Source organism: Terasakiella sp. 4MB5A (assembly GCF_050058155.1).
In the GTDB taxonomy this organism is placed as follows: Bacteria; Pseudomonadota; Alphaproteobacteria; order Rhodospirillales; family Terasakiellaceae; genus Terasakiella; species Terasakiella halodenitrificans.
Genome location: NZ_CP188815.1, coordinates 1,532,871 through 1,552,751 on the forward strand (window position 1 = coordinate 1,532,871; position 19,881 = coordinate 1,552,751).

22 protein-coding genes and 2 tRNA genes are annotated in these 19,881 nt (G+C 47.4%); 6 read left to right on the top strand and 18 right to left on the bottom strand.

Annotated elements, in window-relative coordinates; all coding sequences use genetic code 11:
* The first annotated feature begins 116 nt into the window (after window positions 1–116).
* Window positions 117–305 (top strand): RSP_7527 family protein, encoded by a 189-nt coding sequence (locus tag ACI0FF_RS07080; RefSeq protein WP_419799412.1) that lies wholly within the window; start codon window positions 117–119, stop codon window positions 303–305.
* Between the two features lie 166 nt (window positions 306–471).
* Here ACI0FF_RS07080 and ACI0FF_RS07085 read toward each other — a convergent pair whose 3' ends face one another.
* The 5 genes from ACI0FF_RS07085 to ACI0FF_RS07105 are packed head-to-tail and all read right to left on the bottom strand — an operon-like array spanning window position 472 to window position 4,046.
* Entirely contained in the window at window positions 472–651 is a 180-nt protein-coding gene (locus ACI0FF_RS07085) for a DUF3012 domain-containing protein (protein WP_419799413.1), read from the bottom strand.
* 14 nt (window positions 652–665) lie between these two features.
* A complete protein-coding gene (locus tag ACI0FF_RS07090; RefSeq protein ID WP_419799414.1) occupies window positions 666–2,300 on the bottom strand; it encodes a cation:proton antiporter in 1,635 nt (544 codons plus the stop codon).
* A 57-nt stretch (window positions 2,301–2,357) separates the two neighbouring features.
* Window positions 2,358–2,909 (bottom strand): demethoxyubiquinone hydroxylase family protein, encoded by a 552-nt coding sequence (locus tag ACI0FF_RS07095; protein ID WP_419799415.1) that lies wholly within the window; start codon window positions 2,907–2,909, stop codon window positions 2,358–2,360.
* A 26-nt stretch (window positions 2,910–2,935) separates the two neighbouring features.
* Window positions 2,936–3,454 (bottom strand): disulfide bond formation protein B, encoded by a 519-nt coding sequence (locus ACI0FF_RS07100; RefSeq protein ID WP_419799416.1) that lies wholly within the window; start codon window positions 3,452–3,454, stop codon window positions 2,936–2,938.
* A 10-nt stretch (window positions 3,455–3,464) separates the two neighbouring features.
* The gene (locus tag ACI0FF_RS07105) at window positions 3,465–4,046 is read right to left on the bottom strand and encodes a YqaA family protein (protein ID WP_419799417.1); all 582 of its coding nucleotides are present in this window, start codon (window positions 4,044–4,046) and stop codon (window positions 3,465–3,467) included.
* Between the two features lie 276 nt (window positions 4,047–4,322).
* On the opposite strand from ACI0FF_RS07105, the gene ACI0FF_RS07110 reads away from it, so the two are divergent.
* Window positions 4,323–4,409, top strand: a tRNA-Leu gene (locus ACI0FF_RS07110).
* A gap of 374 nt (window positions 4,410–4,783) precedes the next feature.
* Here ACI0FF_RS07110 and ACI0FF_RS07115 read toward each other — a convergent pair.
* The 13 genes from ACI0FF_RS07115 to ACI0FF_RS07175 all read right to left on the bottom strand — a co-directional run bounded on the left by ACI0FF_RS07115 (window position 4,784) and on the right by ACI0FF_RS07175 (window position 17,219).
* Window positions 4,784–4,860, bottom strand: a tRNA-Arg gene (locus ACI0FF_RS07115).
* 129 nt (window positions 4,861–4,989) lie between these two features.
* Window positions 4,990–6,189 carry an NnrS family protein gene (locus ACI0FF_RS07120; RefSeq protein WP_419799418.1) on the bottom strand — a complete coding sequence of 400 codons (1,200 nt, stop codon included), beginning with the start codon at window positions 6,187–6,189 and terminating at the stop codon, window positions 4,990–4,992.
* On the bottom strand, window positions 6,186–6,929 hold the full coding sequence (locus tag ACI0FF_RS07125) for an ABC transporter ATP-binding protein (RefSeq protein WP_419799419.1): 744 nt from the start codon (window positions 6,927–6,929) through the stop codon (window positions 6,186–6,188). Before ACI0FF_RS07125 ends, ACI0FF_RS07120 begins: the two co-directional genes overlap by 4 nt.
* Window positions 6,929–7,651, bottom strand: coding sequence for an ABC transporter permease (locus ACI0FF_RS07130; protein WP_419799420.1), 723 nt, complete (start codon window positions 7,649–7,651; stop codon window positions 6,929–6,931). The genes ACI0FF_RS07125 and ACI0FF_RS07130 overlap by 1 nt, the downstream gene beginning before the upstream one ends.
* An 89-nt stretch (window positions 7,652–7,740) precedes the next feature.
* Window positions 7,741–8,739, bottom strand: a complete 999-nt coding sequence (locus tag ACI0FF_RS07135; RefSeq protein ID WP_419799421.1) for an ABC transporter substrate-binding protein — start codon at window positions 8,737–8,739, stop codon at window positions 7,741–7,743.
* A gap of 15 nt (window positions 8,740–8,754) precedes the next feature.
* Window positions 8,755–10,659 carry a TonB-dependent receptor gene (locus ACI0FF_RS07140; RefSeq protein ID WP_419799422.1) on the bottom strand — a complete coding sequence of 635 codons (1,905 nt, stop codon included), beginning with the start codon at window positions 10,657–10,659 and terminating at the stop codon, window positions 8,755–8,757.
* Window positions 10,660–10,931: 272 nt separating this feature from the next.
* Complete coding sequence (locus ACI0FF_RS07145; RefSeq protein WP_419799423.1) at window positions 10,932–11,267, bottom strand: DUF779 domain-containing protein; 336 nt, start codon at window positions 11,265–11,267, stop codon at window positions 10,932–10,934.
* A gap of 85 nt (window positions 11,268–11,352) precedes the next feature.
* A complete protein-coding gene (gene adh / locus ACI0FF_RS07150; RefSeq protein WP_417821631.1) occupies window positions 11,353–12,873 on the bottom strand; it encodes an aldehyde dehydrogenase in 1,521 nt (506 codons plus the stop codon).
* Between the two features lie 180 nt (window positions 12,874–13,053).
* Complete coding sequence (locus ACI0FF_RS07155) at window positions 13,054–13,584, bottom strand: rhodanese-like domain-containing protein (RefSeq protein WP_419799424.1); 531 nt, start codon at window positions 13,582–13,584, stop codon at window positions 13,054–13,056.
* Window positions 13,581–14,369: an ABC transporter permease gene (locus tag ACI0FF_RS07160; RefSeq protein ID WP_419799425.1), complete on the bottom strand. Its 789-nt coding sequence runs from the start codon at window positions 14,367–14,369 to the stop codon at window positions 13,581–13,583. The genes ACI0FF_RS07155 and ACI0FF_RS07160 overlap by 4 nt, the downstream gene beginning before the upstream one ends.
* On the bottom strand, window positions 14,357–15,091 hold the full coding sequence (locus ACI0FF_RS07165; protein WP_419799426.1) for an ATP-binding cassette domain-containing protein: 735 nt from the start codon (window positions 15,089–15,091) through the stop codon (window positions 14,357–14,359). Before ACI0FF_RS07165 ends, ACI0FF_RS07160 begins: the two co-directional genes overlap by 13 nt.
* Entirely contained in the window at window positions 15,088–16,053 is a 966-nt protein-coding gene (locus ACI0FF_RS07170; protein ID WP_419799427.1) for a YVTN family beta-propeller repeat protein, read from the bottom strand. Before ACI0FF_RS07170 ends, ACI0FF_RS07165 begins: the two co-directional genes overlap by 4 nt.
* On the bottom strand, window positions 16,050–17,219 hold the full coding sequence (locus tag ACI0FF_RS07175) for an ABC transporter substrate-binding protein (RefSeq protein WP_419799428.1): 1,170 nt from the start codon (window positions 17,217–17,219) through the stop codon (window positions 16,050–16,052). Before ACI0FF_RS07175 ends, ACI0FF_RS07170 begins: the two co-directional genes overlap by 4 nt.
* Before the next feature lie 164 nt (window positions 17,220–17,383).
* On the opposite strand from ACI0FF_RS07175, the gene ACI0FF_RS07180 reads away from it, so the two are divergent.
* From ACI0FF_RS07180 to ACI0FF_RS07195, 4 genes are read left to right on the top strand one after another with little or no spacing between them, the layout of a single operon-like run.
* Window positions 17,384–17,806, top strand: a complete 423-nt coding sequence (locus ACI0FF_RS07180; RefSeq protein WP_419799429.1) for a hypothetical protein — start codon at window positions 17,384–17,386, stop codon at window positions 17,804–17,806.
* Window positions 17,807–17,812: 6 nt separating this feature from the next.
* Window positions 17,813–18,112 (top strand): hypothetical protein, encoded by a 300-nt coding sequence (locus tag ACI0FF_RS07185; protein ID WP_419799430.1) that lies wholly within the window; start codon window positions 17,813–17,815, stop codon window positions 18,110–18,112.
* The gene (locus tag ACI0FF_RS07190; RefSeq protein WP_419799431.1) at window positions 18,094–19,077 is read left to right on the top strand and encodes a substrate-binding periplasmic protein; all 984 of its coding nucleotides are present in this window, start codon (window positions 18,094–18,096) and stop codon (window positions 19,075–19,077) included. The genes ACI0FF_RS07185 and ACI0FF_RS07190 overlap by 19 nt, the downstream gene beginning before the upstream one ends.
* A gap of 9 nt (window positions 19,078–19,086) precedes the next feature.
* Complete coding sequence (locus ACI0FF_RS07195; RefSeq protein WP_419799432.1) at window positions 19,087–19,851, top strand: quinoprotein dehydrogenase-associated SoxYZ-like carrier; 765 nt, start codon at window positions 19,087–19,089, stop codon at window positions 19,849–19,851.
* Window positions 19,852–19,881: the final 30 nt, after the last annotated feature.

The following is a 19,881-nucleotide window of genomic DNA, read 5'->3' on the forward strand; positions in this document are numbered from 1 at the left end:
TGAATAAAATTCACAAGTTGTTTGCCAAAATAGCATATTATCATTTGTCAGGAAAAGAAATACATTCTTACTCATCGCAAGGATCAAAAAGCGATTTGAAATGTAGGAGAAGAGATATGGAAAAATATATGTTGCTCGAAGCAGAACCGTTGACCCAAAAAGATATTGATTTGGCGATCCAACGTGCGCGCGTCATGCGCTCTGAAGCAGCGTGGAATGTGTTTGCCACGATCTCTGCCTGGGTTTCGAAGCGTTTACATTCGAATGATGCAGCAGGCGGTTCCGGTCTGGCGCATTCATCTTAAATAGGCTGGTGAAACCTCCCCAAACCTGACTGGCCTATATTAAGTCAAAAACTGGAACATAAGACGTCCCCAATCTATGCCCTTTTGCAAACCTCCCACTTGCGAAAGGGCATTTTTTTTGAGCGCTTCCCCTCAATCTGATGTCTATGAGGGGAAGCGTTCTTACTTAAAATACGCAGCTTTTGGCAAACTCTGCCGCTTCGTTTGCGCTCCAGTCCCCTTTGGGTTTTTCTTTCAGATCAGCGCACCATTCTTTTGAACCGACTTCTGGTGAGCAGGCAGAAAGTCCCGCCGCAGTGAGTGCGAGAAAGGTAATTAAGCAGAGTGTCTTAACGAATCGTGTCATAATATATTTCTCCCCTATGGGTGTGTTTGATCCGGGGTACCCTCGCGGGGAAGGATCAAAAATTTTTGCATTTGATTGGCTGTACCCGTGCCCGCTTCTTCATAAATGTTGTAGACTTCGTCAATTTGCGCTTCAAGTAATTTTTCAACATCGTCGCTATATTTAGCCGTTGCAACGAGGGGGCCTTTATATCCATGTTCGCGTAATTGTTCGGCTGCGCGTGTGTTGGCTTCGCGGTTCGGCATGGATAATAATATTAAATGAATGTCACTTTCACGATGTTGAACGCGCGACCAGAATTCTGGGTTGGATGCATCGCCTGCAATGACATTCCTGCCGGTTTTGATATGTCGTTCGACAACTTTATCGTCCAGATCAATCCCTAGAATATGTCCGTCAACCTGATCGTACATTTCATCATAAACCGCACTGCCAATGCGTCCCATTCCAAAAATGAGAACAGAGTGACCATACAAGCCGATGTCGCCATCACCGGATAAACGTTTTGAACTTTCAAATCGTTTTAAAAAAGTTTGATACGATTGGTAGATATGATCAGCCATTAAGCTGAAAGGGGAGGCCAGTACAAATGAGGTGGAAACCGTTAAAGCAATGATCGTGAGCCATTGAGTTGAAAGCCAGCCGGATGAAATGGCAATAGCAGCGACAATTAACCCGAACTCGCTATAGTTCCCAAGTGAAAGGGAGGCCAATGTACTGGCGCGCGAGCGGACTCGAAAGAAGGTAAAGAGTCTAAAAAACAGCACTGTTTTAAAGGGAACGAGCAGTAACAGTAACAACGCACTGATCGCAGTTTCCCATGTTGGTAAACCTGTCAGGCCGATGGTGAGGAAAAAGCCAACGAGAAAGACTTCCTTGAAACCCAATAAGGTGTTTGCCAGTTCTTTAGCCTTGCTGTGGTTTGAAATTAAGACACCAACAACCAGTGCGCCCAAATCCCCCTTCATACCGACCAATTCAAACAGTGATGCACCCCCAAGGGCGAGAACAAAACCAAAAAGGGTCAGTAATTCTTTGTGTCCGCTCCATTCGAGGAACTTATGGAGAAGGAAACGCCCTGGAATAAGACCGAAAAGTGCAAATGCCCATATGGAAGGAACTTTACCGGCAGAGGCAGCAAGAAAAACAACTGCGACGATATCTTGTAAAACAAGCACGCCAATGGCAATTTGCCCGAAATGAGAGGTTAATGCGGCCCGATCTTCCAGCATTTTGACGGCAAAGACTGTGCTGGAAAAAGACAAGGCGAAAGCAATTAAAACAGCGGTGCTAAAATCAATTCCATCAAATGCAAAGAGACCAAGAGAGCCAAGGCTTAGTAAAAAGATAACCGTGACGATAATGGAGCCCATCATATGCAGGCTGGTGGATGCCCATATTTCCGGTTTTAGCAAACTGCCGATACGTAATTTTAAGCCAATGGTGAAGAGGAGTAAGGTAACGCCCATGTCTGCAATTGCGTGCAGGAAGCTGTCACCTTCGACACCAACGAGGTGGAGGAGGAAACCTGCTGCTAAAAAACCAACCATCGGGGGGAGCTTCAGTTGTTTGAAAAACAATCCGAAAGCGAAAGCAATAGCGATCCATGCAGGGTCGCGATGATCAATTGCGATAAGAAGATTTTCCATCCACTATCCCTTAAAGACGTACAGAATTGAACGGGTGAAGTTATTTAGGAAAGGGGATTAAAAGCGTTCAGAGACCCAAATTGCCATTTTTGATCCTGATTTTATGGCTTTTGTTAGCAATCCGTAAGCTGGTGCCTGTTCTGCACCATGTTCATAACCGATATCACGGTGTTCGAGTTCTTCTTCGCGAAACTTTATAAATGTTTCGCACAGTTCTGGTTCGCTGTCACCCAGTTCCTTGATTTGATCGGCGTAATGTCCATCAATGGTTTCCTCAACGGCAACGGTACAGGCCATAGCGGCTTTTTCCCCCAGCAAGGCTGTTCCTGCGCCTAAGGCAAAACCAGCCATATGCCAGATGGGGGTCATGAATGTTGGACGTACACGGCGCTCAGCGGCCATTTTATTGAAGGTGTCCAGATGGACTTCTTCCTGTTGCAACATGTGTTGAAGCAGGTCTTTTTTGTTGCCCTTCCCCAAAACAGCCATTTGGCCTTTATAGATACGAACAGCGCCATACTCCCCCGCTTGATCGACACGGATCATACGTTCAATCATTTCTTTATGGTTTAAGTCGCCGGGCATGCGACCTTTGGGGTGCGTGGTCATTATTGTCTCGTCTGTTGTCTCTAGGTTTAGCGAGTATGCGCTTTGAGTTTACGCAAGATTGTCAGGCTCGTAAAGCAGGATAGAGCTAAAAACAGGCTGGCAATGGTATTGTAAACAGTAATAGAGATGCCAAACATGACCCAGTCGCGTGTATCACAAGGTTTTAAGGGCTCTGACATGATGGAGGCTTTCAGATCTTCTAAACTCATGTTTAGGTTTTGGGCACCGCTACAGGCGGCTTGCCACCATTTTTCTTCAACCCCGAAATGATAAAATGCCAATGATCCACCGATGAGGAAAGAGATGAGGCAACCAAAAAGGGCCGCTTGTTGTGTAAATCCACCGGGCTTGCCGATAATGGCAAATAGGGCAAAAAGACCAGCGGCTGCATAGGGAATACGTTGATACAAGCAAAGGACACAAGGATCAATTCCCACAACAAATTCAACAAAGTAAGCCGTGCTGAGGGCTGCGAGACAGACCAGCAGGATAAATAAGCCGGGCAGTTTCGGGTTTTTGGAAATCTGTTGGATCAATGTATTCATATCAAGTGCCTCAGTGCCAGAATTTAATCAGGGCGAAACCGCCAACCAGAAGAAGGACGAAAAGCAAAGTCAATTTGCCCAAATGTTTTTCGATAAACAGACGAATGGGACTGCCAAATTTCCACAAGAGGGCTGCGATGATGAAGAAACGCAGGCCCCGACCAACCAAGGATGCTAAGGTAAACGAAACGATATCCATTTGGGTGACACCGCTGGCAATCGTAAATAACTTGTACGGAATGGGCGAAAAGCCTGCTGAGAAAACGATTAGAACGCCGTGTTCATTATAAAGTTCTTTAACAGATTCGAATTTCTCAATCGCATTGTAAAATTCAAGAACTGCTTTGCCGATGGTTTCAAAAAAACCATACCCGATCCCATACCCCGCAATCCCGCCGAGAACAGAAGACACTGTGCAAACAAAAGCAATTTTCCAAGCCTTGTCTCGTGCAGCCAGAACCATAGGCAACAGCAGAATATCCGGTGGGAGTGGGAAAAAAGAGCTTTCAGCGAAAGATAACACTGCCAAAAAAAACAAGGCGTGTTTGTGGGCGGCGAGGCCCATCATCCAGTCATAGGTTCGTTGAAGCACGTTCTGTTACCTTAAACGATTGGTAAAAAAGCTGTTTAGCAGTGGATTCTCTATCTCGCAATGACTTATGGAGAGAGAAGATGGAAAAATTATGTCAAAAGAGCATGCATATAAAAAAAATCCCGGTTCATGGGCCTTTGATGACTGTTTTTTTTAGCCTTTATGGATCATGATCGGCAATCAAACATGAATATTTTCAGAAAGTAACAAAAAGCACTTGCAAGGTCGGGAATGACGAATTAAAAGGGGGGCAACCGAGCCCATAAAGGACACCGAGGCGGTGTGATGGAATTGGTAGACGTGAGGGATTCAAAATCCCTTGTCCGCAAGGACGTGCCGGTTCGACTCCGGCCACCGCTACCACTCTTAAGTCCTTTATATGGCTCGGTTTTTTGTTGTCTATGCCGAACCAAGGTATCAAAAATTCACTATGCACGGCCTATGTGATTCGTAAGCTGAATTACCTGCTTAAACGTCAGGGTAGGGTGTCGAGAACGACAAACGGCAACCATAATTTCCATATTATTCCAAACCTGCGGGATCGACTTTTTTCGGTCTTTGAGCCGAACAAGGTGTGATTTGCAGATATTAATTATATTGATAGGTATGAAGGCTGGTTTTATCTGGTCGCTGTCAAGGATATGGTTGATCATCTAAAAAGAACACTGTCTGGAAATAACCATGAAAGTGGCTTAATAAAAGATCAGATTGGTTTGGAATTTTCGAAACAGGTCAGATGGCGCACCCGACAGGATTCGAACCTGTAACTTCCACCTTCGGAGGGTGGCGATCTATCCAGTTGATCTACGGGTGCGCAGCAAATTTGGCGCAACATACTAGACTGTTTGACTGGAGTAAAGTGTCAGTTTTAACGCTTTGAAAAAATATACGTTGCCTTGGTATTCCAGTTAATAGGAACGGGTCCATTCTGGGCGACTACTTCTCATCCACTTTCCACCTTTATACTTTTTTGATCTCGACAAAAAATCGGGATGAATTTGGATAAGAACAGGATAAAGCCCAATATCATAAAGAAGGCGGCCCCATCGTAACTGGCCTCTATTGGCAGTGGATTGTCGGGAATTGCGGGTGAAATGCGTAACCCTGTTGCCGTAATCATGCAGAGAAGTGCCGCAATCATACGTTTTGGGACAATGAGGTCATAACCTGAATGGCGCAAACCTGCGATAGTGAACACCATTAAAATGGCTGTCCCAATTGCTCCGACGCCGAAGAAGTGTCGTAAGTCCGTCGCAACTCCCAATTCCAAAAAGGCGTTTACCCCCATCCCAAGACAGCCTAGTGCAATCCAGAAATTAGCGACATATAAAAATTGCACATAAGGTTTAAGCAAGACGCGGCCCACATGAAAATCCGATAAGCGGTCCATCAACGCGGCCCCGGCAGCCATGGCAAACCATCCCATGATAGCTGTTTCTGGTATGAGTAAATCTGCAGTGGCAAAAAATAAAAAGGTCACGCTGGCGAGGTTGCGCCGATAAGGGTAGGGGCGAAACAAGCTGTCTTGGTCGTTTTGTTCATCCAAAGCGAGACGGATTACCACCATCGAAATCCGGGTGGATGTAATGATAATCCCAAAGATAAGCGCGTATACACCGCCCAGTAAAGCACGCCGGGACAGTTCAAAATCTTCACCTACCCCGGACCAACCAAGGTAAACAGCGATTTGTGCCCCGATAAACAGACATATCATGGGAATGAAAATATGATGACGCTTGCCGCTTTCTTTCATCAGATGGGGCAAGGTATGCCAAGCTAATATAAGGGGAAAGGCCACATTAATCAGGCCAACCAAAAACAAGGGCAGAAGATCAATCAAGGCAACAGACAGCCGCCCGAAAAGCCATAAACCGACATATAAAGCCAGTCCGCGCCCTTGTAAATGCGTCGCCCCTGTCCATTCAGGAATAGCGGTTAATAAAAAACCAGCCAATGCCGCGGCGCCAAAACCGAAAATCATTTCATGGGCATGCCAATCTGAAAGGGATATCGTTTCTGGTGTGAAGGCAATTCCTTTCAAGACCAGCAGCCAATAGGCCAGCAATCCAATTGCAGATAGGCCAGAGAGAATAAAAAAGGGACGAAACCCCCATTGGAAGATAAAGCCGAGGTCTATTTTCATAAGGCGTGTTCCTCGTTCATTAGGTCAAAGGCCGTACGCACGTCTTCTTCTTCCAAGAGTTGCCCCACTCGTTGATAGACAAAGCTGTCAGTTCGTTCTTCAAAAGGAATATCGATTTTAATTTCACGAATAATGCGCCCCGGTTCCGGTTTAAACACCAGAATGCGCGAGCTGATACGGACAGCTTCCAACAAATCATGGGTGATAAAGACAGCCGTTAAATCATTGTTGTGAATTTGTTCCATCACAAGATCCTGAAGTTCGCGACGCAGGCCGATATCGAGTGCGCTGAACGGTTCATCCAGCAACAACAGGTCGGGGGAAATGGCCAATGCCCGACCAATGGCGACCCGTTGACGCATGCCGCCACTAAGCTCATCCGGGTATTTTTCCAAATCATCCGGGGTTAAGCGCAGACGTTGAGCTATTTTGTCAGCATGGGTGCGCTGTTTGAAACGTCCGACCCCACGCGCTTTTAATCCCATTGCAATATTTTGCCAGGCCTTGCGCCACGGCAGTAAACGGTCTTCCTGAAAAACCATAGAGGTACAGTCAAATTCGTTTTTGATTTTTCCTTCGCTGGGGTCAATCAAGCCGGCACATATGGCCAATAAAGTCGTCTTGCCGCAACCGGAGGGACCAACAAGTGAGACGACTTCTCCTTTGCTGACGTTTAAGAAAACATCTTCCACCACATTGTCGAACATATATTTATGGGTGATTTGGGACAATGAAAGCATTATTTCATCCCCAACGATGTTTCATCCTGACGCCAGGATTCAAGGTGGCGTTTCAAGGGTTCCAGAAACAGATATTCAAAACCTAATAACAAAATAACAGTTGCCATGATCCAGCCCATTGCGGTTGCCGTTTCCAGATTAACCCGGGCGAGGGCCATACCGGCACCGATGCCTTCGTTGGTTGCCAGCAATTCTGCCATGATGGTGACTTTCCATGCCATTCCCAAGGCGGTGATCCATGCGGGGAATAGATAGGACAGAATATGAGGCAGGTAGAAATCCCATAGTTTCATGATCAATGGGACATTGAAAACCGTACTCATATCCAGAAACCGTCGATCAAGGGTGCGTGTCCCTTGTACGGCGGCGGCAAAGGTTAAAGGCAATGTGGTGACCACAACGGTAAAGACCGGGGTCGCCCCGCCCATCCCGAACCAAAGCAATGCGAGTACGATCCATGAAATCGGCGGCACGCCCATCAGGAATGTCACAATCGGGCGGGCGGCCCGTGCGGTTGTCATGGACAGGCCCGCCAATATGCCCAATGCACTGCCAACCACAACCGACAGGATAAACCCGCTTAATGCCCGTAATGTTGTTATAAATATATAAGACCAGCCGTTTTCCTCTTTCAATGCAGCCCACAGGGCATGGAAAGATTCAATCGGTGTGGGCAGAATAAAACTGCCGTAAAGGGTGTTGCCATACTCCCAAAGCGCCATAAGCAATAATAAACTGCTTATGGCACCCCAGCCCCCCCAGATATAATGAAAGCATGCCTTAAGATATGTCATGAAATGATATGCGTTCTTTAAAGATCGAGATAAAAATCAGCATCCGGCAGTTTGCCGCCGATAATTTTCGGGGAAAGCTCCGCCAGACGTGTAAAGAAGGCTTCGATCTCTGCCTTGGCATCCAGTGCTAATGTGGTTTCAAGATTGACATAAGGCATGGAAAGTTCTGTCACCGCGGCTTTAACACCCAAATGGTCTTCGGCAATAACGCCAGCATCTACCGGATTGTTTAATGCCCATTGGGAAGAACGGACGCAATCGGCCTGCAATGTTCTTAAGACATCCATATGTTTGTCTGCCAAATTAGAATTAACCAGCAAGCCAGCCTGAGGAATACGGGCCGGACCATTGGTGGCAACGCCCCATTCCTGTTGAATGTTTAAGACACGGCGGACACTGCGGGCATTCATTTTACCTTTCAGAATGGTTGCTGTTGCAGCCGGTTCCGGCAGGATGACAATATCAGCTTTGCCTACCATCATCATTTGAACGACTTCCATCGGGGTTGTTGCATAAACCAGATTAAAATCTTTGCCCGGCTTCATGCCTGCCTTGGTCGTAATATATTGGAAAACCAGATCGGGCATATCGTTTTTAAACGGCATGGTGACTGTCTTACCGGCAATGTCTTCCAGCTTGGACACAGTGTCATCCGACGACATCATATAAAGCAAGCCCCATGTCATAATATTGAGCATGCGAACAGGCAGTCCTTTGTTATAAAGGTTTGCACCCACATAACTTGGAACACCGCTGATTTGCATATCCCCGGATACGATACCGGATCGCAGTTGATCCGGCGTGCGCCATGCCTTGAAGGACAGGTTATCGATCAAGGCACGTGTTTTGCCTTTTTGTGCCAAATGGGCCAAGGCGACGGACGGCCCGACAGGCGGTCCCCATAAGGTCAAATCGCGTAATCTTTCGGTTGCCCCAAAGGCAAGGCCCGGAAAAGCACCGCATGTGAGAGCTGCGGCACCGACCCCTAATAATTTACGACGTGAAAGTTCAGTCATCTTCAATATCCTTGTTTAGAAGTTTGCAACAGCGCGCACGTAGAATGTCCGCCCGGGTGCATCCACAGCCGCGCGGGCCGTATTTGCAATATGTTCACCGGTGATATGTTCGTTATATTCTTTGTCAAATACGTTATCGACGCCTAGGCTTAGCCCCACCTGATTGTACAGCTGCACACCGCCATAAAGATCAAGTGTGGTAAAGGCACCGGATGTCCCATCCGTATCCATGCCCAATCCGGTTGTCGCATTATCATCCAATCGGGATTGGCGACCGGAAAAACGTAATTTTGATCCGATATTCCATGTGCCGATGACATCCAGATCATCGGTGTAATCAACCAGCCAATAGGTTTCAAACGGGCGAACCTGATAAAGGGGACGATTATCACTGTCATTATCGCCATAAGTATAGGTCGCTACCAATCGTGTAGCCAGATTGGTATTCACATTCCATTGTACTTCGGCCTTTGCCCCGATCAGGGTGGCATCCACGTTGCGTGAAATGGTCGCATTGTCAGCCAGCAACACACCGGATTGCCCCCGGGCCTTGTCGTATGTGATGAAATCGCTGACTTTGTCATAATAGGTGCTGAAGCTAGTTTTCCACGCGCTGCCTTGGCCGCTGGAACGCTGATAATCCTTATATCCGTTTCCTTTGAATTCAATACCGATCTCGGCCTTATGGTGTTTTTCTGGGTCCAGATCAGGGTTCCCGATCCAGCGGTTGGCGGAAGGGCCGGACAGGGCATGCCAGCGTTCCTTGTTATCGGGGGATCGGACCATACGGCCCACTTCACCAAATAACATACCATTGGACAGATTAATATCCTGTTCCAGCTTCATTTTTCCACTGATGTTATGGTCTGTAACCTTGGCATCGGTTGCCCCGTAATACATGCGATAAAGGCTCATGGCACTGATATTAAAAGGCGCGGGGTTACCTGTCGGTGTGATATCAGCCTTGGTGGCTTCGGCATTACGATAATCATATCGCAGGCCGAATTTGGCCCGTGTTGTTTCACCTAAATTCGTTTCGCTATCGCCCCACAAACTTGCAACCGTTTGTTCCACACCGGGAAAACGATAGGAGTTGATGACATCGCCAAGCGTCACATTGTAGCGGGTTGCCTCGTGATCATCTTTTTTAAAAGAGATACCAACAGCGTTGATAAAACCGTTTGTTTCAAACCGCCCGGATGCACCACCTTCGTACATGCGTCGGTCCGTTTCCACCCGTAAACGGGCACCTGAGGCATTACGTACCGTGTAGTTATCTGCGCGTCGCATGACATCAATTGCGGAAAAATAAGTCTGTACTTCCTCAAAGCCACCCACGTCTTTAAACGTTAAAAATGCTTTGCCAATATGACGTTCAGTTTTGTGGGGATCCATTGCATGGTGGGGTTGCTTGTCATCATCAATGTGATCCATGACGCCGATAAATTTAAGTTCTGTAGTTGCGTTCGGCGTTAAGCCCAGAACGACCTGGCCCAGTGTGCGTTCGTACCCAAAATGCAGGTCAGTTCCCTTACGGTCTTCATAATTGCCCGCATCATCACGGCGCAAACTGCCCATAACAAAACCGGACCCGCCGCGTTGTGCAGCTTGGGCAGCCCCTGTTTTTATGCGGCCGTCATATCCCAAGGATATTTTGGCCGTTTTTTTCGCCGTCGCTACCTTATCAGCTGCGCCGGGTGTGTTTTCAACCGTTCCCTGTTTGAACTGATGTTCTGCCCGACCCATAATGTGATCTGGTGCCGTAATAATAGGCGGCGGCCCCATATGGACATGAGACTTCATTTTTGTTGTGTCCACGTAAGGGGACTGCGCATACCCTTGCGCCGATCCCAAGGCAATGGCACAGGTTGCCATCGCCCAAACACTACGGTGCATCTTCAGATTAATCTTAACTGACATTTTGAATCCTCACATTAGGCAAAGTTCAACCGTTCACCCAATAAGCCCTTATGGGTGTTGATAAAAATTCGATATTCACGATTGTTCGTGCAGGGGTATTGATAATGCGAATCATTATTAATGTCAATTGATGTTGGTCAATTGGGGATTTGAATGTTTGTTTTGTCCGCATCTAAAAGAATGCGATACAGGAAAAACAAAAAGAAAAAGGCAGAATTTTCATCTGCCAATTTAAGGACCTTAAAGGTCGTTTTGCTGTTTGCCCAACTATGTTAGATCGGGCAGTCTGTTTGTTCGCGATTAATAAAACGTACCCCGTATGGGGCTTCAAGAGAAAAGCCGCCGCCACGTCCTGGGGCGACATCCAAGCAAAACTGATCATCGCCTTTTATATGATCACTGAGCGTGTTGGCGACATAAACAGCGGTATCATCCACGAGGCCGATTTGTATATCGCTTTCACCGAGAGTAAATTCACTGGCGATAAAACATAACGGTGCACTGCCATCACAACAACCACCGGAAATCAGAAAAATCAATTTGCCATGCTCTGCCTTGAGCTTCTGTAAAATATCGCGCGCTTGTGGTGTAATATTTAATTGGGTCATGACAATATCCTTATTCATCAAATAAAAAGGGCCGCAAAGAGGGTGGGGGGAAGTCCTCTTCGCGGCCTTTTTAGCAATGCTTGGCTTAGAAGAAACCCAAGGCGTTATCGCTATAGCTAACCAACAAGTTTTTGGTTTGCTGATAGTGATTAAGCATCATTTTATGAGTTTCACGACCGATACCAGACTGTTTGTAACCGCCAAAGGCAGCATGTGCCGGATAGAGGTGATAACAATTGGTCCAGACACGACCGGCTTTGATGCCGCGTCCCATGCGGAAGGCACGGTTTCCATCGCGTGACCAAACGCCAGCACCCAGACCGAAAGCTGTGTCATTGGCGATTTCCAGGGCTTCGGCTTCGTCTTTAAATGTGGTGACACTGACGACCGGGCCAAAGATTTCTTCCTGGAAGATACGCATTTTATTGTGTCCTTTCAGGATGGTCGGCTCTACATAGAAACCGTCAGCGTATTCGCCGCCCAATTGGGCTTGGTTACCACCGCACAGGACTTCGGCCCCTTCGTTTTTACCGATTTCAATATAGGACAGAATCTTATCAAGCTGTTCCTTAGATGCTTGCGCACCAATCATAGTGGAGCTGTCCAACGGATTGCCCTGCTTGATGCTTTTGACACGTTCGATCGCCCGTTCGATGAATTTTTCGTAGATGCTTTCCTGAATGAGAACGCGGCTGGGGCATGTGCAAACTTCGCCTTGGTTGAGGGCGAACATGGCGAAACCTTCCAAGGCTTTGTCGAAAAAGGCATCATCTGCGGACATAACATCTTCAAAGAAAATGTTTGGCGATTTACCACCCAATTCCAAGGTAACCGGAATGATGTTTTCAGACGCATATTGCATGATCAGGCGGCCTGTACCTGTTTCACCGGTAAAGGCAACTTTGGCAATGCGTTTGCTGGTTGCCAGCGGTTTTCCGGCTTCCACACCAAAACCGTTGACGACGTTGAGCACGCCCTTGGGTAGGATATCTTTGATCAGATCCATCAAAACCATGATCGCCATTGGTGTTTGTTCCGCCGGTTTCAAGACGACGCAGTTACCAGCAGCCAAAGCCGGTGCAACTTTCCACGCAGCCATCAGCAGCGGGAAGTTCCACGGAATGATTTGACCGACAACACCCAACGGCTCATGGAAATGGTAGGCATAGGTGTCTGCGTCAATTTCTGCAATTGAACCTTCTTGTGCGCGGATGCAGCCTGCGAAATAGCGGAAGTGATCAACTGCCAGTGGCAGGTCGGCGGCGGTGGTTTCACGGATCGGCTTTCCGTTGTCAATTGTTTCAGCCATCGCGAGCAAGGATAGGCGTTCTTCCATGCGATCCGCGATTTTATTTAAAACCTGTGCGCGTTCTGCCGGGGATGTTTTTGCCCAACCATCTTTGGCGGCATGCGCTGCGTCCAGTGCGCGTTCCACATCAGCCGCTTTGGACCGTGCAACTTCACAGATGACGCCCCCTGTAACCGGGGAAATGTTATCAAAGTATGCGCCGTCAGCCGGTGCAACCCACTCGCCGCCGATGAAGTTGTCGTATTTGGTGCGAATGGCAACATCACCAGCCAATTCTTTTAAATCTTTTAATAGCATTTTATCTTCCTAGACTGTTTGAAGCAAACGCCTGATACGGGCGCCTGTACCTGTTAACTGGAAACGCCGTGACTTTTGCAGACACAACAATTCTGTAATGCCTGATTTGGGGCTTTGGGGAAACTCGACTTAAGTCGTATCTTTAGATGGTTTAGGTTTAATTTATTGGTTTTATTGAGTTTATTTTTTGATGGAAAAAGGAATGATTTCGACCAACGGATAGCCTGCCTCTTGCCAGCCGTCTTTGCCATCGGCCAGCCAATAGACGGATTTATAGCCCAAGCGAGTTGCTCGTTTTGCCCCGTTCCATGACATCCAACAGGATTTTAGGCAAAAGAAAATAAGTTTTGTCTGTGTGTTCTGTGAACTGAGTTGCGCCAGCGCCTTTTGAAAATAGGTATTTTGACCGGGCGTTAAAGCACCGCGCCCCACATCGGGAAGCCAATAACTGCCGGGAATAGAGGTGTGAGGTTTAACACTAATCCACCCACCGTTTCGGGATTTTGTCAGGAATTTTCCAGATCCGATCACGTCAATGAAAACAGCGCCTTTGTCTTTTAGATGCGCCGCTTGTTCGATGCTGACGGTTTGTGCGCCGGGAACTTGGTCGGGAACAGGGGCCTTGTAACGGTTCATACGATATCCATCGGGGAGGGGTACAGTATTACAGGCCGCCAATATCATTAAAAACAGTAGGGCTGGGATTTTCATTTCGGACCTCGTTTATGAATGTGTGTCGGGTCGTACCCCCACAAGGCAATACCGAGAAAAGCAAGACAAGAGAGCAGACAGATCCATAAGGCCTGCGCATTGAGTTGGGCATAAAAAGAAAAACGGATGAGTTCCACCGCATAGGTAAAGGGATTGAAACGACAAAGCTGTGCGAGAAATGGGCTTGATTCCGAAATTTTCCAAATGGGGTACAAGGCGGAAGATAGGAAAAACATCGGGAAAATGACAAAATTCATAATGCCCGCAAAATTTTCCAATTGCTTAATTCGGGAAGACAGGACCATCCCCAAGGCACCCAGCATAAGGCTGCTGACAATCAAAACAGGCAGAACCAACAAATAACCGGACGGTGGCAATTCAATGCCGAACCCAAACGCAATCATCAAAAAAACGTACACCTGAACAATGGAAACAAAGGCCCCAGCTAAGAGCTTGCCGAACAGGAGAAACCAACGCGGCATTGGGCTGGTTAACAGGACATGCATGCTGCCCATTTCGCGGTCATAGACCATAGACAGGGAGCTTTGCATGCCGTTGAACAACTGGATCATACCGACCAAGCCGGGCAAGATATAGACCTCATACGTGATATAGGTTTCATATGGCGCAATGATTGACACCCCCAAGGCTGCGCGAAAACCCGCAGCAAAGACGAACAACCACATCAAGGGGCGCACCAGTGCGGAAAAGAAACGTTCGCGTTGTTGTAAGAAACGCAGAAGTTCGCGGACAATCACGCCTTTTAGACAAATCAGGTAAGACATGTTTGTCCCCTTTGGGTCAAATCATTGAAGGTCTGTTCCAATGTGGGGGCGGCGAGTTCGTGTGCGGTTCCCTGTCCGACGATTTGCCCGTTGTGTAAAATGATGGTTTGGTCATTTTCGCGAACCTCATCAATTAAATGTGTTGCCCAAAGGACGCTGGTACCGCGTTCCTGACACAATTGATGGACATGATCGACAAGGGTGCGTCGGGTTGCGATATCCAGCCCGACACTGGCTTCGTCCAATAACAAGAGGGCGGGGTGATGAAGCAACGCACGGGCAATTTCGGCCCGTCTGCGATGCCCACCGTTTAACTGACGAACCTTTTCATGGCGCCTGTCGTACAGGTCTAAACGTTCCAATTCTTCTTGAATGCGTTGTTCGCCCAGTTTGTTTCCGATCCCGTGTAGGCTGGCAAAATATCGTAAGTTCTGAAGAATACTCAGGTCCAGATCCAAGGTTGTCTGTTGAAAAACAAACCCCATCAAAGCCAAGGCGGCGCGCGGTGTTTGTGCGATATCATATCCATGAATGAATAAATTTCCATGTGTCGGGCGGTTTAAGGCACTGGCTATGGCTAAAAATGTGCTTTTACCGGCGCCATTTGGCCCTAAAAGCGCACAAAAACATCCCGGTTCGATGTTAAAAGAAATATCTTTCAAGGCTTGCTTGGCATTCGCATAAGTGAAAGACAGGTTTTGTGCAGATAACAATGCGGTCATGGTTTTACCGCAATGCCCCAAGGGTAGCGTCCGACTTTAATAGATTTCACCGCTTTCAGGTTTTGGGTGTCAATAAGGGTGACATCGCCACTGACCCCATTGGTGGTGAGCAATAATTTCTCATCCGGGCTGAATTCCAGATGCCAGACGCGTCGTCCCACCAGAATATATTTTTCCACCTCGTAGGTTTTTCGATTAACAACCGCGACATGGTTTGCCGGACCAAGGGCAATATAAGCATATTTGCCATCATGGCTTAAACGCATGCCGACGGGTTGAACCCGGTCTTTATGAATGCCTTTAATGGCAAAGGTTATTTTTTTTATAATCTGTCGGTCTTTTACATCAATGACGGATACGGTGCCGCCGATTTCAGAAGAAACCCATAACAAACTGTCGTCCTGTTCAAAAACAGCGTAGCGGGGACGTTGATCAACTAGTGTATTGTCAAACAGTTCATGGCTTTGGGTGTCGATCCAATGCACCATATTGGTCGTTTCAGATGTCGTAATGGCGATTTTACCGTTGTGGCTGACAGCCATACCTTCGGGTTCCACGCCAACATCAATTTGGGCTAGAACTTGCGAGGTTTTGACATCGACAACCGTTGTCAGCGCATCGTCTTCGTTGGCAATGTAAAGTTTGCGGTCATCAGGGTGCAGTGCAAATTGTTCCGGGTCGGCCCCGGATGGCAGTTCCCCGATTTTGGTTTCATTCACACTGTCGTAAATTTCCACCGTATCGTCGTTGGAGGTGCAAATATAAAGGCGCTTGTTGTCTTTGCTTAAAATAATACCGCGGGGGCGTTTGCCGACTTTAAAGGTCCGGGTGACTTTCATTTGATCCAGATCGAGAACGGAAACAGTGTTGTCTTTTTCATTGCTGATGAAAGCTGTAGAAGCCCATAAGTCACTGGCAATGATAGTTGAACCGAGAAGGGCCGCAAGGATCAGGCGTTTCATTTGATAAATTCCTTACATTTACTTTCAGGCTGATCAAAGCCAAGGGTGTCAAGTTCGCTATAGCGGTGCAAAAACCCTTCAATCGGGGCTTGTGTGACGAGGGAATGCGCTGCTGTTAATGCAATGGGTTGACGCAATTGACCGTTCCAAGGACGATAAGACAGTTTGCGTCCTTTAAATCCCGCCAGTTCAAACTGTTGGCTGCGAATAAAGTGGTTTAAGGTGGCGAAGTCTTTTGAATTTGTCCGGGTTGCGGCTTCCCCGATTGTACGTACCGCGGCCCAAGCGGCATAATCACGTGCGGTCATGGGGCGTTTGGCCTGTTTTTTAAAACGGTTTTGCAGTTGTAAGGCCCCCCATTGTTCCTGTGTCCAATACCATGCGGTAGGGAATAAGCCTTGCGTCCCGGCAACAGGGCGGGGATCAAAAGTTCGGTAAATCATATATTCCCCAAAATCACCCAGTTCATCGGCCACCATCAGGATGTCGTAATCTTTGCCTTGGGTGAGCAAGGGAATTTCCGCCTGTGCGCTACGATAGGCGTCACGTCCACCGTTCCAGATTTTTTCTGTAACGATTTTTGCACCGTACTTGCGCGCGGATGCTTTAAGAGATGTGGCAAATTTTTGATCATCATCGTGTGGACCTTGGATCAAAAACCAATCTTTCCAGCGTTTTTTGACCAAATATTGTGCCAAGGCATCTGTTAACATGGCTCGACTGGGTATGGTGTGGAGTAACCGGATATCGCACGCCTGTTGGCGCAAGGCATTGTCAGGGGCACGGCTGTTGAAAAAGAGTAAATCCTGATGTTCAGTCTGCTTTAAAACGGCTTGAAGGTGATTGCCTGAAAGATCAAGCACAAACAGGTTATGACCTTTGGCGATGAGACGATCGATGGCTTGTTGTAGGTTTGCGTCCTTTGCTAAAGTGATTGTTTCCAACGTAAATTTCTGTTTTAGGAAACGTCCGGTCGTATTGTTGTCTTGCAGGGCGAGCAAAGCTCCCTGTACCCCCAGATCATCAGGTGGTTCAATCAAATTGGACAAAACGGGCGGGCGTTCCACTTTTTGCGACACAAAGGCGATGGAAATTGTTTCTACCTGTTTGGCTGAGGTTGGAAACGTCAGGCCTAATACTGCGATAAGGCAGAGCAAAAAACGCATGAAACCTGGCTCCCATTATTGCGTGAACGAACCGACAGTCCGGTATGCTTGCTATTAGAGCAACGTGACGGAAGCTTGAAAATTCGACCTTTGTCGAATGGCGGAGGCAAGGACGGATTGTTAGCGTTATCCAAACGAAATAAATTTCAACAGGGATGAGTTAGATGAAACGTTTCAGTGTTTTAGCATTTTGCCTTGTTGTTCTCAGTACATCTGCTTTTGCGGAAGGGTATTTGGCACGAAAGGCTGTGAAGCTACCGGATCTTGTGTTGGGAACGGACGAAGCCGGTTATCAGGTGAGCCAGAAGCAATATGATCTTAAAACAGGAACGGCTTATCGGTTGAAAATTGTCAGTACCGGGCGCAAACCTTATGCATTACGCAGCGCAAATTTCTTTGATTTTATCTGGTTGCGCAAAGTTGAGGCCGGCGAAATGGAAATCAAGGCATCCCATCTGTATGAACTTGAATTTGAAGAAGAAAGCGAAGCTGAGATTTTCTTTGTTCCGATCAAACCGGGTATTTACAAACTGTACGCGGCAGGGTTGGAAGAAAAGGGCACATTTACCTCAATTCATGTGAAGTAGTGGCCCATGAAACGGATATATCTCTCGCTTTTGATCCTTGTTGTGATGATGGGGCAGGCCAAGGCGGGCAATCTGACCATCCATAATAAAACGGACCGGCAAGTGAAAGTGTCTTCTGTTGGCGGTGCAGGGCGCATTGAAGGTGGGCAAACAAAATCAATTGCCTTTGCCAATGAAGAAAGGGTCGCGACCATCAATATCTGGTGGATGAACAATGCCCGACAGCTGTGTCAGATCGTTACCCCGTGGGAACGGACAATCATTGTGACAGGTCGTAAGGAAATAAAATGTTTATCCAGAAAATGATTCCTTCTCGCCTAAAGTCGAATATCGGGCATGGCGGCAATTTGTTAAGGTCCTTGTATCTGAAGTTGCTTAAGCCTCAACCTCAGACGCATAAAGCCTCTGGCAGTGCGAACCTGTTGAAGGGGCTTTTAGCTTCCCTAACATTACTTGTATGCGCAAACCCAATTCCCGGGTTTGCGCTTTCTTTTGATGACATTCAAGATCGTGGTGTGATTTCCGTAGCGGTCTATCGTGATTTTGCGCCGTTTTCTTACCGTGAAAACGGGCAGGCAAAAGGGGTGGATGTCGAGGTTGCGCAGACTATTGCAGAGACGTTAGGTGTGCGTTTGGATTTATTTGAGTTGAGCGCAGATGAGAACGTTGACGATGATTTACGCAACGCCATCTGGAAAGGTCATTATCTGGATCGCAAGAAGGCCGATATCATGTTGCATGTCCCCTATGATAATGAACTGGCCCGGCGCAACGATTTGGTTGTCCTGTTTGCGCCTTACTACCGCGAAGACATGGTCGTTGCCCGCGATATTAAAAAATTAGGCAAGGATGCGACCTTGGGACATTTTCGTTATGAAAAAATAGCCGTCGAATTAGACAGTCTAGCCGATATTTATTTAAGTGCGGCATTTGGCGGTAGTGTTCGAAATAACGTTCTGCATTTCCCAACCATTCAAGAAGCGGCCGATCAGGCAATTGCGCAAAAAGCGTTTGGATTGATGGGACCGCGTAGCGTGGTGGAAGCTGCCTTGGGTGCGCATATAGCCCAATATGATATCGGTAAAATACCGACACCGGGCCTGTCGCGGGAAAGCTGGCTATTGGGTTTGGCGGTGAAAAACGATTACCGCCAGTTGGGATATGCGGTCGGGGATATCATTGCTGCGATGGTCATGGACGGACGGATGAAGGCGTTATTTGAAAAATATGGGCTGACCTATACCCCACCGCCTTCAAGTTTTTATAATTAGGAGGCAGCTATGCCTTATTTATTGGTTCTTCCGTTCTTGTTAACGGTACTTTCCTTTTCTGCGCAAGCGGGCAATATCGCCAAAGATCCGTTAAATTCGCCAATGTGGGAATATCTGGCAGAAGAAACGTTTGGGGAAAATGCAACGATTATTGTGGATGAAAACCTCAAGGTTTTTGCCCCGACCAATGCGGAAAGCAATTTTCAGGTTCCTGTTTCTGTGGATGCGTCCGCATTGGGAAAGGTGGAAGAGATCGTTTTGATGACGGATCTTAACCCCTTTCCAATTGCAGTGCGTTTTTTCCCTATGCAGGCCAAGCCTTACTTTGCAACACGGGTGAAATTGAACGAAGGCAGCGTCATTCACGCAATCGCCAAAACACCGGATGGTATCTGGCGTATGAATGGTACGTTTGTCAGTGCACAAGGTGGTGGATGTACGACAGGACCGCAACAAACGGCACAGGCCGACTGGGCTGATCATTTATTAGAGGCAAAAGGTCGTATGTGGCAGCGCGGCGATAGCGAACGTATACGCTTTAGCCTGCGTCATCCGATGGATACGGGCCTGTCCGGGGATGTTCCGGTTTTTATCATCGAGGAGATTAATTTTAAAGACGCCAACGGATTATTGCTAAGCCGTTTTGAACTGAAAGAACCCATCAGTGAAAACCCGGTTCTGACACTTGATTTTCCCAAGGGGACAGCGCCGTTGCGTATTTCAGGGCGAGACAACAATGCCAACGAATTTGATGTTAAAGTGGGGATAAGATGATGAGATGGGGAATATGGTGCTTGGTATGGG